We start from the raw sequence: 12,136 nt of genomic DNA, 5'->3' as shown, positions 1-12,136 counted from the left end.
TCGGCTACGAGGCGCGCAGCTTCGCCGCGCGCAGCATGAGGTAGTCGCGCTCGGGGGTACTCGTGGTGAGGTGTGCCGCCGCCGTATAGGACTCGATCGCCGCCGCACGCTCGCCCGCCATCTCGTACAGGTGTCCCCGGACCGCGTCGAGTCGATGGTTGCCGCGCAGGCGATCGGCCAGTCCGTTCGCCGACTCCAGCCCGGCGGCGGGCCCGTGCACCATGGCCACCGCCACGGCGCGATTCAGGCTCACCATCGGATTGTCCGACAACCGCTCGAAGACGTTGTACAGCAGGAGAATTCGCTCCCAGTCCGTCTTCTCGGCGCTCGGCGCCCGGATGTGCAGTGCGGCGATGGCGGCCTGGACGCGGTAGGGGCCACCGAGTCCGGCCTCGACCGCCGCCGTCGCCAGAACCATTCCCTCCCGGGCGCGTTCACGGTCCCAGCGGGCGCGGTCCTGTTCGGCCAGCGGAATCAATTCACCGCTGGGGCCCAGTCGTGCCGCGCGGCGGGCGTCGGTGAGCAGCATCAGCGCGAGCAGGCCCGTAACCTCCGGATCGTCCGGGAGCAGCCGGTGGACCTTGCGGGTCAGGCGAATGGCCTCCGCCGCCAGGTCGGTGCGATACAACCGGGAGCCGCCGGTCGCGGTATGCCCCTCGGTGAACATCACGTAGAGCACATGCAGTACCGGTGCGAGCCGCGGGCCCCAGTGTTCCGGGGCGACTGCGGACTCGGCGAACGGGCGCGGCAGTGCGGCGAGCCGTTTCTTCGCCCGTGAAATGCGTTGTGCCATGGTTGTTTCCGGCAACAGGAAGGCTCGGGCGATCTCCTCGGTGGTGAGACCGCCGACCGCGCGCAGCGTCACCGCGATCGCACTGGCGGGCGACAACGCGGGATGGCAGCACAGCAGCAACAACGTCAACGTGTCGTCGGCGGCCGAATCGGTATCGGCGGGCGGCACGTCCTGCAGGGCAGCGGTCGCCTCGCGAGAGCGGCGTGCGATCTCCGAACGCACCGAGTCGATCAATCGCCGCTGCGCGACCTGGAGCAGCCAGGCCCGCGGATTGTCCGGATATCCCGTATCCGGCCACTGGGTGACCGCGGCGAGCATCGCCTCCTGCACCGCGTCCTCGGCCGCGTCGAAATCGCCGTAGCGGCGCACCAGAATTCCCAGCACCACCGGCGCGACCTCACGCAGGAGCAGCGCGACCTCCTGCGCGGAGTCGTCGCGCCGCTCGTCGCGCTCCGAGGGCTGCCCGACCGGGACGGCCGGGACCTGTGATCCGGGCATGGTGCGGCGGATCAGGCCTCGGCCGCCGGGGCGTCCATCACCGCGCGCACCTCGATGTATTCCCCGATCGGGTCGCCGCCCGGACCCGGCGCGGCCGATGCCTGCGCGGCGATCTCCAGCGCTCGCTCGGCGCTGTCCACATCGACGATCCAGTAGCCGGCCAGGAATTCCTTCGTCTCCGGGAACGGGCCGTCGGTGACCACCGGCGCGGACCGCCCGTCGGCCCTGACGATGCGGGCCTGATCCGGGAAGGCCAGACCCTGGGCGTCGACCAGCTCACCCGATTCGCGCAATGCCGCACCGAGCGCGCGCTGGAATTCGATATGGGCCGCGATGTCCTCCGGCGGCCACTCGCTGATCGGAGTTTCGCAGTGTGCGGCAGGGCGGTAGGTCTTGAGCAGCATGTACTTCACGATGATCTCCTCAGCTCGGCGGCGCGCCCCGGCGGCGCGCTCACCATCGGGTCGGTGCCGGCCGCAGCTCCTCGACCTACCTCGTCTGTGACTGTGGTCACAAATTGGTACTCGTATCGGCGAGCGCATCCGGATTCACCGGTTCGCCGCCGAGGATCAGCTCCTTGATCCGATCGGTGACGTCCCAGATGTTGACGTTCATTCCCGCCAGCACCCGATTGCCCTGATCCAGCCAGAACGCGACGAATTCGCGGCTGGCGGTGTCGCCGCGAACCACCACGGAGGTCGTCGCGCCCGGAGCGACGAAACCGGTGTACTCCATGCCGAGGTCGTACTGGTCGGTGAAGAAGTAGGGCAGCCGGTCGTAGGTGGCGGGCCGGTCGAGCATCGTCAGCGCCGCCACGGCCGGTTGGTTGAGCGCGGTGGCCCAGTGTTCGACCCGCACACGCTGCCCGAGCACCGGATGCTGCTGATCGGCGATATCTCCCACCGCGACGATATCCGGATCACTGCTGGCCAGGCTTTCGTCCACGAGCACGCCGCCCTCGACCGCGAGCCCCGCATCGGCGGCCAGTTCGATATTCGGCCGGGCGCCGACCGCGATCAGCACCGCATCGGCGTCCACGACCGTGTCGTCGGAGAGCCGGACTCCGGTGGCCTTTCCGTCGGCGGTGACGATCTCGGCGGCCTTCACACCGCAGCGCAGATCGACGCCGTGCGCGCGGTGCAACTCGCCGAAGACCGCGCCCATCTCGTCGCCGAGAGCGGCCTGCAGCGGCACCGCGCCGACCTCCAGGACGGTCACCTCGACACCGGCGGTGCGCGCGGCCGCCGTGACCTCCAGGCCGATCCAGCCCGCGCCGATGACCACCAGCCGCCGCGCCGAGCCGAACAGCGAGATCAGCGCATCGGACTGGCCGATGGTGCGCAACATGTACACACCCTCGGCATCGGCGCCGGGAATCGGCAGCCGGCGCGAGCGCGATCCGGTCGCCAGGGCGAGTTTGTCGTACGGGCGGGTCGAACCATCCGGCAGCGCAACGGTTTTCGACGAGCGATCGACGGCCGTGACGGCGGTGCCGAGCAGCAGGTCGACCTCGTGATCGCGATACCACTGCTCGGGATGCACGGTGAAATCGGCGAGCGACTTCTTGCCGAGCAGATGCTCCTTCGACAGCGGCGGCCGCTCGTAGGGTAGTTGCGGCTCCTCGGTGATCACCGTGATCGCGCCGTCGAACTCGTTGTCGCGCAACGACTCCGCCAGCTTCGCAGCGGCCAGACCGCCGCCGACGATGACGAACCTGGAATCTGTGGGCATGGGGAAAACCTCCGGGCAGCGGGCAACCAGGGTCGCATCCGACCCTACTGTGCGATCCCGCGGCGATCGGGAAATATCGCCAACTTCGCGGCGTTGACCAATGCTGAGGGCGGGTGGCGTGCGGCCTCCCACTGCTTCTTCGAAGGGACGAAATGTGAGCGATCAAACGACCACCGCCGGTTCCAGGGACCGCGTCGATTTCTGGTTCGATCCGCTGTGCCCGTGGTGCTGGATCACCTCGCGCTGGATTCTGGAGGTCGAGAAGGTCCGCGATATCGACACCCACTTCCACGTGATGAGCCTGGCCGTACTCAACGAGGGCCGTGAGGACCTCCCCGAGCGCTACGTCGAAATGATGAAATCGGCGTGGGGCCCGGTCCGGGTGGCCGTCGCCGCGGCCGAGCAGCACGGTGAGAAGGTGCTCTCGCCGCTGTACACCGCGATGGGAACCCGCATCCACAATCGCCGGGAGGAGTACGAGCGCGAGAATCAGGCCGACAGCCTGGCCGCGGTCGTCGCCGACGCTCTCGCCGAGGTGGGGTTGCCCGCCGAACTGGCCGAGGCCGCCGCGAGCACCGAGTACGACGAGGCGCTGCGCGCGAGCCACCACGCCGGAATGGACAAGGTCGGGCCGGACGTCGGCACGCCGACCATCCACATCAACGACACCGCCTTCTTCGGCCCGGTGCTCTCGCGGATTCCGCGCGGCGAGGATGCGGGGAAGGTGTGGGACGGGGCGGTCGCGCTGGCGTCCTATCCGCACTTCTTCGAACTCAAGCGGACCCGCACCGAGGACCCGCAGTTCGACTAGTGGATCGACGGCACGGGGCGTGGCGCGCCCCGTGCCCGGCATGCGGCTACCGCGGCGGCAGCCCCGGAATTTCGCCGTATCCGGAGTAGCTGCCCGTCTGGGCGGGCGGCCCGGCCGGCGGCATCGGCTGCGGCGGGCCGGCCGGTGGCGGATACGGCGGAGGCGTCGGCGTCATCCGCGGCGGCGGCGGACCGCTCGGGCGCAGGAACATCCGGCCGTGCCGGCTACGGTCGCGCAGCGCCCACATCCGCCACGTCAGCACCGGATGCGAGGACATGGCGTTGACCACCCAGACGAAGAAACCCTTGTCCTGCGGCGCGCGGTCGGCCATCTCGTCGAAATCGACCAGGGAGTTCAGATATTTGCCGCCCGCAAGGGTTTTCATCGCTCCGGGGGCGCCGAGATGCCGGTTGCAGAAGCCGTGATTGTCCGCGGTGTACTCCTGTGCGCGAATCAGCGAATTACCGATGATCGGCAGGAACGGCACGAGGAACATGCCCAACTGGCGCCAGTACGACACATGACCGGCCGCGATATGGCCGACCTCGTGGCCGATGATGAAGGCCAGCGCGTCGGGGTCACGGGCCTGGCCGCCGATCTCGAACAGATCGCTGTAGACGACCACGTAGCGGCGGAACCCGTGGCCCGAGGCGAAGGCGTTGATCTGCCCGTTGCCCAGGACCACGTAGGCATCCGGGACGGTCGCCATGCCGAAGCGCGCGGCCGCCTCGACCACCATCCGGTATCCCTCCGGGAACTGGGTGGGCGACATCTTCACGGCATTGAGCCGTTGCATCGAATAGTTGGTGCCGCGCCCGAACCACAGCAGCAGCGGCGCGAGGATCAGCAGCAGGACGTAGTAGTTCACGGCACCGACGAGCAGGAACAGCAGCGCGATCAGATATCCGGTGACGGTGGCCAGGATCACCACGATCAGCAGGGGAATCTCCCAGCTGTGCCGGGCCGGCATACCCCAGGGGGACAGTCCGCGCGTCGGTTGGAACGGCGGGACGTGCGGCGGCGAAAACGGTTGCTGCGGACCCCATCCTGGCGGTCCCAGCCGAGGATCCCACCCCGCCATACCGGTCACCGGATTCCACCCCGGTCCGCGCCCCTGCTGTGGTGACTGATCGGCCCACTGATCTTCGGACTGCATGGGCTGAACTCTATAGAGGATCGGGGAACGACCCCATGTGGAGCGAAACCGCCCGCCTGACAGAATCTCAGCCATGCGCGTATACCTGGGTGCCGACCATGCCGGCTTCGAATTGAAGAACCAAGTGAAGGATCATCTGACGCAGGCCGGTCACGACGTGGTCGACTGTGGAGCCCACGAGTACGACGCCGTCGACGACTACCCGGCCTTCTGCATCGACGCCGCCCGCCGCGTGGTCGCCGATCCGGACAGCCTCGGCATCGTGTTCGGTGGCAGCGGTAACGGTGAGCAGATCGCCGCGAACAAGGTTCCCGGCGCGCGCTGTGCGCTGGCCTGGAGCGTGGAGACCGCGAAACTGGCTCGTGAGCACAACAATGCGCAGCTCATGGGTATCGGCGGCCGGATGCACAGCACCGAGGAGGCCTTCGCCATCATCGATGCGTTCCTGGCGACGCCGTGGTCGGACGAGGCGCGGCATCAGCGGCGCATCGACATCATCGCCGAATACGAGAAGAGCGGTCAGCCGCCGGCGGTGCAGAGCTAGCAGGCATCGAGCGGGCCGGGCCACGCGCCCGGCCCGTCCGGCCGCGTGTGGGCCGGTGTGAGCGGAACGGAATTCGGTCGATGCCTGAGGGACATACGCTGCATCGCCTGGCCAAGCTGCATCAGCAGCGCTTCGCCGGCGGTGCCGTGCGGGTATCCAGCCCGCAGGGGCGCTTCGCCGACGGCGCCGCCCTGGTCGACGGAGCCACCCTGACCAAGGCCCAGGCGTGGGGTAAACATCTTCTGCACCACTACGATTCGGGTCTGATCGTCCATGTGCATCTCGGTCTCTACGGCACCTTCACCGAATCACCCGCACCGCTGAGCGATCCGGTCGGCCAGGTGCGGATGCGGATGATCGGCGCCGGGAGGTCCGCGGCCACGCTGTACGGGACCGATCTGCGCGGTCCGACCGCGTGCGAGGTCCTGCACGCACCGGAGGTCGACGCCCTCACCGCCCGGCTCGGCCCTGATCCGCTGCGGCGCGACGCCGATTCCGATCGGGCGGCGCAGCGGATCCGCCGTTCGAACCGGTCCATCGCGGCGCTGCTGATGGACCAGTCGGTGGTGGCGGGTGTGGGCAACGTCTATCGCGCGGAAGTGCTCTTCCGGCACGGCATTTCACCGCAACGCCCCGGCCGTGCCGTCACGGCGGTGGAGTGGGACGCGCTGTGGACGGATCTGGTCGGGTTGATGAAGGTCGGCGTGCGTAAGGGCGCGATCGTGGTGGTGCGCCCCGAACACGACCGCGGCGCGCCGTCGTATGCGGTCGGCAAACCGCGCACCTACGTCTATCGCCGTGCCGGTGAGCCCTGCCGGATCTGTGCAACCACCGTCGCGCACGGCGTGCTCGAGGGGCGAAACCTGTTCTGGTGCCCCACCTGTCAGCCGGCCTGAGCCGCCGGTATCGCCGAGGCGCGCCGCCGGAGCAGTCGCGAGAGCGCGAATCCGAGCAGCGCGACGGCGACGAGGACATAGGTGTTGCCCAGTAGGTGCTGCCACCAGTTCCAAGTGAGCTCCCGGTCGCCACCGCCCGGCACCAGCACCTGTCCGATCAGGAACGGTGCGGTGACGGCGGCGATCGCGCCGGCCACCGCCGCGGCGGATCCGCTGGTGGACCAGAACGCGGCGGTCACCAGCGCGGGCGCCACCCACACCCAGTGATGGGTCCACGACACCGGCGAAACCAGCAGCAGCACAGCGGCATTCACGAGCAGCGCGGCGACCGAGAGTTTCGTGATCGCGGGGGTGTTCCCGGGTGCGAGCGGGCCGGGGCCCGCGGTGCGCTCGGCGCGCAGGAGCAGGTACATCGCGACCGCGCCGGCGGCGGCGACGGCGAGCCCGAGACCCAGCCATACCGCCGCGGCGGCGGATTCGGGCAGGCCGAGCCGATAGACCATCCCTTTGAGGGACTGGTTGCCGGCGTAGTAGGGCGCCCCGATGCGACCGGTGTCGACGATCGCGTGCAGCCAGTACTGCGTCGACGTCCGCGGGAACAGCACGAATCCGGCGAGCACCACCCCCGCGGCGGTCGCCGCCGCCGTTCCCGCCGCTTTCCAGTCCCGGCGGATCAGCAGATACAGCACGAAGGCCGCCGGGGTCAGTTTGGTGACGGCGGCGATGCCGATCAGCACGCCTCGGGGCCACCGCGGCTTCTCCGTCAGGCAGTCCAGCGCGACCGCGGCCATCAGAATGATGTTGATCTGCCCGAACCACAGTGTCGTGTGCACCGGCTCGAGCGCCGCCATCGCGATGACGACGGGGGTGATCAGGGTCGCTTTCGACCGCGGGTTCCACTCGGGCCGGATCCGGGAGAGCACCAGCCAGATCGTCACCCACAGACAGGCCAGCGAACTGGCCGTCACCGCGATCTCGGCCAGCCAGAGCGGCATCACGGCCAGCGGAGTCATCAGCAGCGCTGCCGACGGGGGATAGGTGAACGGCAGGTCGGTGTGACCGGCTACCGGTAGCGGCGGCCCGTACAGCGCGCCGTGGTGCAACCAGGCCAGGGTGTCGACCCGATACACCTGCAGATCGAGAAAACCGTGCAACGCCGAGATGAGCAGGGCAGCCGACACCGAGAGCACGAGTCCGATCACGATCGGGATGCGGGGGATATATCTCGTGTCGTCCGAATGCTGTTGACGCAGCAGCTGACGCCGCTCCGCCCGCACCGTGATCATGAAGCTGAGACCGACCTTTCGATGTTCGCCGTTCGGCGCTCGGGCGCGGCGAACCACGTCGTGTAGAACAGGGAGATCACGGCCGCCAGTGCGGCCAGGACCGCGAGTCCGGACGGCAGCGGATGGGCGGCCATGGTCTCTGCGAGGAAACGATAGGACAGCAGGAGCCCCGCGAAAACCCCGGCGCCGAGGGTCACCATGTGAATCCGCTTGCTGTCCCAGCCGCGATCGGGTTCGCGCAGCGCCGATTCCACCGTGAGGCACAGGACCGCACCCGCCACCAGATCGCAGCCGTAGTGGTAGCCGAAGCCGAGTGTCGCCAGCAGCGTGCACACCAGCCACACCGCACCGCCCCAACGCAGCCACCGCGGCCCGGTGCGCGAATGCACGAACAATGCTGTGGCCCAGGCGGTATGCATCGACGGCATGCAGTTGCGGGCGGTCCCGGCATCGAAGAGCATCGGCGCCGGCGTGCCGGTGATCGCGGGCACCGTGTGCGGCCAGTCGCCGATCTGCAGGCCGTGGCCCAGCGGGCCGTAGGCGAAGACCGGGCCGACCACGGGAAACAGCACGTAGACGAGCGGCCCGACGATGCCCAGTGCCAGGAAGGTGCGCAACAGGTTGTGCCGGGGCCACGGCCTCGTCGTCACCTTGCGCAGCTGCCACACCGCGACCACCACGGCGGCCGCCGGCAATTGGATGTACACCGCGTGCAACACGGTCGACGGGATCGGGCCCGCCGCGTCCAGGAGGCTGCCGACGACCCACGCCGGATCTCCCAGTGCGCGATCGGCATATCGCAGGTACTGATCCAGTACGCGCGGACCGGCGGAGATGCTGACCAGCAGCCAGGTGTCGGCGAGCTTCGACGCCATGATCAGCAGCACACCGAATGCGAGGGCGCGCAGGGCGATCCGCCGTCGCCGGCCACGCCACCGAGCGACGGTCAGCACGAGCGCGGTCAAGACCAGTGTGGGGCCGGTTCCGATCGAGAGGTGCCAGCCGCACAGTGCCTGCACGCCGAGCACCAGTAGGTCCAGTACCGCGGCCGACGCGAGACTGACGACGCGCGCACGCGCGGGCACGCCGACGCACGCGAGGCCCAAGCCCGCCCAGGAGACGAACGCCGACTGCGGGTCGGCCGCGTAGTCGGCGAGGAGACTACGAAAGGGCCCGAGGGCGCCGTGCGCGGATGCCCACACCTGGGCGATGGTGAGCAGGACCACAGCGCCGACGACTGCGGCCGCGGCTCCTGCTCGGGGCTTTTTCCCACCCCCGGATAACGACGACGAGGGAATTACCCTCGCCTCGTGGTCGATCAACACTGAAGATCGATAACACAACGTAAACGGAGGCGCAACTTCCGGTTACCGGAAAGCTAAAAACCTCCGTCGAATCCGCCGAAGTCGCCCCCGTCGAAACCGCCACCACCGTCGAAGAAGCCGCCCCCATCGAAGCCGCCGCCGTCGTACCCACCGCCGTCGTAGCCGCCACCCTGGTCGTAGCCGCCGCCGTCGTAACCCGCGGTGTCGTATCCGCCCTGGTCGCCGCCGTCGAAGCCTTGCCCGGCGTCCTGTCCGGCATCCTGACCCGCGTCGAATCCGGCGTCATAGCCTGCGCCGTAACCGTTCTCGAAACCGGCCGCGCCGTAGCCGACGCCGTGCATGCCACCGAACAGCGCGTCGAACAGCAGTACCGAGCCCACGCCCCAGGCGCCGGCCACCAGCGCGGTCTTCCACCACGGCTCGGAATACCAGCCGGCCGGGACCGGACGCCCGGCGACCCGGCCGCCCGGATAGTAGTTCGGAGTTTGCGGAGAAGGCGTCGGCGATGCCTCGATGCGACGGCCGTCGAAGTCGACGGTGCGGTCCTCGGTGACGCTTCCGGCGGACCGCTGTCCGTCCAGTTCGGGGACCGGTGGGCCGGGATCGAGATTCATCGCGGTGCGGGCCGCGCGCACGTAGTACAGGCCCTCGATCGCGGTTTCCTTGGCCAGCCGGGCCTGGGTGACGGTCGTAGCCTGATCGATCTGCGATCCGGCGGCGTTGAGCCGTTCACCCGCATCCGCCAGCGCCTGCTTGGAGGCCTGGTCGGTCCCCGTGAGGTTGTAGACCTGGCCGCCGAGCCGTTCGATCAACCGGCGTGCGTCGGCCTTCGCGTCGGCGAGTTGGTTGGTGTCCCGGGTGCGTTGGTTCGAGCGCCCCGCGACCATCATCGCGACGCACGCGATCAGCACCACGACCAGAAGAATCAGCAGCAGCCACACATCGACCAGAGTACGCGTCGACGGTTTGCCTGAAGCTTGCTCTCAGCCCGCGACGGCCGCGCCGTAGTCGAGTCGGGCGGCGTCGTAACCGCCCGGCTCGCCGTCGGAATCGCCGAGCTCGGAGAGTGCGAACTGCCGCTTGCCCGCCGTCTTGGCCGAGTACATCGCCCGGTCGGCGCTGCGCAGCAGATCGGAGAAGTCGCACGGCCGCCCGGGCGGGGAGAAGGCGGTGCCGACGCTCGCCGACACCGGCACCGGTCCGGCGTCGGTCGGCACCGGATCGTGCAGGGCGGTCAGCACGCGCATCGCCACCTCGGCAAGGGTATTGCGGCGGGCGGGCAGGGCGAGGACGAATTCGTCTCCGCCGTAGCGGCATACGACCGTTTCGTCCGGGCAGGCCGCGCGCAGCCGCCGCGAGATCTCCACCAGCACCTCGTCGCCGACGGAATGGCCGTAACCGTCGTTGATCTGCTTGAAGTCGTCCAGATCGATCAGCAGCAGGCCGACGCCGCGGGTGTGGTCGGTGGCCATCACGCGCACGCGTTCCTGCAACAGCGAGCGGTTGGCGAGGTCGGTGAGCGCGTCGTGGGTCGCCTCGTGCCGCAGCCGGTTCTGCAGCGCCGCGATCTCCTGCACGCGCACGGAGACCGCTGCCGTCAGATTGCGCTCCTGCTGCGCCAGGGCGCGCTGCTGCAGGGCCTCGGCGTAGCTGTCGATGGCATGACTGGCCACGAACGGCCAGCGGGTCGCGACCAGGGAGCCGGGTTCACCCGGCGCGAAGCCCAGCAGGGCTCTGGTGGCGGGGGCGAGCATGCGGGTGCGGTCGAAGGGCGCCTCGGCCAGCCGTCGCCCGATCGCGCGCGCGGCCGGCACCGGAAACGGTTCCGACTGTGCAAGATTCAACAATTCGTCGACGATGGCCGCGAACACCTGCTCGAGGTGTTCGGGCTCGACTGTCAGCCCGCTGCCGGGATAGACGGCACGAACCCAGTCCCGGGTGGTCGCCGCCACGATGGCGGCGGTCTGCGTGTCGAGTTCGGCAGCCATCGCCGATCACCTCGCGCAGACGTCGTCGACGCCGGCGCTCCGGCCGGTCACGCCCTCCGGAACGCGCTCACTGCTTCGCGGTCGAGTACACCTTCGGCGCACGCTCACCGCCCCCTTTCCAGATACCCCCGTCCGGCAAAAAGGATCCTAGCAAGCCACTCGGCACCGAAAACTGCTGTTTTACAACCTGTTCCGATAAGTCGCGAATGGCGATCGGCAGTGTGATCGACGCCGGGCCTGCGGCGTTACACCTTGGCCCAGCGTGTCGCTCACGGCGTGTTGCGGGTGATGTTCACCCATGAGTGTGCGGGACTTCGTGAATCGTTCTTATCGCAGGCCAGGGGCCTTGACGCTCGATCCGATCCAGGTGGAGGCGGCGAGTCGCTGGTGATGAGTATCACAGCGGGGCGTTGCGGGGCGGGCGCTCCGATATCTCGCGGGCGATGAGATGCTTCGGCGCGCCGGGCTGCGTCCAGGGATGGGAATCCGGGGCCCGGGTTTGCGGTGAGTGTGCGAGTTGTCGGTCGATGGGACCGAATCCTTGTCGGCGCTGACCCGTCGTGCCGGACACGCTCGAAGATCGGCCGACGAGGTTTGCTGCCCAATCGCTACGGGTGTGGTCCGGGTGCGGTCCGGGGCGCCGGTGAGAAGCCTCGCGGACGCGCCGTGCGAAAACCGGGTGTGCGATTGGCATTCCGGAAGCGAAGTTCGGTACAGTCCTACACGCAGACGACATCGTGGCGATCCCATTGGTGTCGTATGCCTGCGGGTGTAGTTCAATGGTAGAACCTCAGCCTTCCAAGCTGATGGTGCGGGTTCGATTCCCGTCACCCGCTCCGAGGTGGGGATTGTCGGCAATTCCCGGCCGCCGGATCCCGTCCATCGGGAGGCGCCAGCACAGCCGCTGGACGGAAACGGGATGTAGCGCAGCTTGGTAGCGCATCCGCTTTGGGAGCGGAGGGTCGCAGGTTCAAATCCTGTCATCCCGACCACAGATGACCGGGAATTTTCGCTCGGTCGTGGGCGCTGAACGAAAAGGTCGCGTTCTGCGGCCGACCGGACGATCGCAACCGTACCCGGGCCCCGACAAGACGGTATTCCCGAAAGG

At 68.6% G+C, this 12,136-nt stretch carries 11 protein-coding genes, 2 tRNA genes and 1 riboswitch; of the genes, 5 read left to right on the top strand and 8 right to left on the bottom strand.

Annotated elements, in window-relative coordinates; all coding sequences use genetic code 11:
• Positions 1–4: 4 nt before the first annotated feature.
• The 3 genes from IRT45_RS04490 to IRT45_RS04480 form a co-directional block, all read right to left on the bottom strand.
• Positions 5–1,291: an RNA polymerase sigma factor gene (locus tag IRT45_RS04490; protein ID WP_194804591.1), complete on the bottom strand. Its 1,287-nt coding sequence runs from the start codon at positions 1,289–1,291 to the stop codon at positions 5–7.
• 11 nt (positions 1,292–1,302) lie between these two features.
• Positions 1,303–1,704, bottom strand: coding sequence for a YciI family protein (locus IRT45_RS04485; RefSeq protein ID WP_194804590.1), 402 nt, complete (start codon positions 1,702–1,704; stop codon positions 1,303–1,305).
• A 97-nt stretch (positions 1,705–1,801) separates the two neighbouring features.
• Positions 1,802–3,022, bottom strand: a complete 1,221-nt coding sequence (locus IRT45_RS04480) for an NAD(P)/FAD-dependent oxidoreductase (protein WP_194804589.1) — start codon at positions 3,020–3,022, stop codon at positions 1,802–1,804.
• Positions 3,023–3,122: 100 nt separating this feature from the next.
• Between IRT45_RS04480 and IRT45_RS04475 the strand changes: the two genes are divergently transcribed.
• Positions 3,123–3,833, top strand: coding sequence for a DsbA family protein (locus IRT45_RS04475; RefSeq protein ID WP_194804588.1), 711 nt, complete (start codon positions 3,123–3,125; stop codon positions 3,831–3,833).
• 46 nt (positions 3,834–3,879) lie between these two features.
• On the opposite strand, the gene IRT45_RS04470 is transcribed toward IRT45_RS04475, so the two are convergent.
• Positions 3,880–4,803, bottom strand: a complete 924-nt coding sequence (locus IRT45_RS04470) for a M48 family metallopeptidase (RefSeq protein WP_228533630.1) — start codon at positions 4,801–4,803, stop codon at positions 3,880–3,882.
• A 259-nt stretch (positions 4,804–5,062) separates the two neighbouring features.
• On the opposite strand from IRT45_RS04470, the gene IRT45_RS04465 reads away from it, so the two are divergent.
• Positions 5,063–5,533: a ribose-5-phosphate isomerase gene (locus IRT45_RS04465; RefSeq protein ID WP_194804587.1), complete on the top strand. Its 471-nt coding sequence runs from the start codon at positions 5,063–5,065 to the stop codon at positions 5,531–5,533.
• An 80-nt stretch (positions 5,534–5,613) separates the two neighbouring features.
• The gene (locus IRT45_RS04460) at positions 5,614–6,429 is read left to right on the top strand and encodes an Fpg/Nei family DNA glycosylase (protein ID WP_194804586.1); all 816 of its coding nucleotides are present in this window, start codon (positions 5,614–5,616) and stop codon (positions 6,427–6,429) included.
• On the opposite strand, the gene IRT45_RS04455 is transcribed toward IRT45_RS04460, so the two are convergent.
• From IRT45_RS04455 to IRT45_RS04440, 4 genes are all read right to left on the bottom strand, one after another.
• A complete protein-coding gene (locus IRT45_RS04455; RefSeq protein ID WP_228533534.1) occupies positions 6,417–7,715 on the bottom strand; it encodes a glycosyltransferase family 87 protein in 1,299 nt (432 codons plus the stop codon). The two genes, IRT45_RS04460 and IRT45_RS04455, sit on opposite strands and share 13 nt — an antisense overlap.
• Complete coding sequence (locus IRT45_RS04450; protein WP_194804704.1) at positions 7,712–9,013, bottom strand: phosphatase PAP2 family protein; 1,302 nt, start codon at positions 9,011–9,013, stop codon at positions 7,712–7,714. Before IRT45_RS04450 ends, IRT45_RS04455 begins: the two co-directional genes overlap by 4 nt.
• Positions 9,014–9,093: 80 nt before the next feature.
• Complete coding sequence (locus IRT45_RS04445) at positions 9,094–9,930, bottom strand: GA module-containing protein (RefSeq protein WP_228533626.1); 837 nt, start codon at positions 9,928–9,930, stop codon at positions 9,094–9,096.
• Positions 9,931–10,023: 93 nt separating this feature from the next.
• Positions 10,024–11,028: a GGDEF domain-containing protein gene (locus IRT45_RS04440; RefSeq protein WP_194804584.1), complete on the bottom strand. Its 1,005-nt coding sequence runs from the start codon at positions 11,026–11,028 to the stop codon at positions 10,024–10,026.
• A gap of 765 nt (positions 11,029–11,793) precedes the next feature.
• On the opposite strand from IRT45_RS04440, the gene IRT45_RS04435 reads away from it, so the two are divergent.
• Both IRT45_RS04435 and IRT45_RS04430 read left to right on the top strand, forming a co-directional pair.
• Positions 11,794–11,864: transfer RNA gene (locus tag IRT45_RS04435), tRNA-Gly, on the top strand.
• A gap of 79 nt (positions 11,865–11,943) precedes the next feature.
• Positions 11,944–12,020 (top strand) — tRNA-Pro (locus tag IRT45_RS04430).
• A 41-nt stretch (positions 12,021–12,061) separates the two neighbouring features.
• A riboswitch (guanidine-III (ykkC-III) riboswitch) is annotated at positions 12,062–12,129 on the top strand.
• Positions 12,130–12,136: the final 7 nt, after the last annotated feature.

It is taken from the genome of Nocardia sp. BSTN01 (genome assembly GCF_015354405.1).
Lineage (GTDB): Bacteria > Actinomycetota > Actinomycetes > Mycobacteriales > Mycobacteriaceae > Nocardia.
Note: the sequence above shows the minus strand (reverse complement) of the source record. Positions and strands in the feature narration are given on the sequence as shown.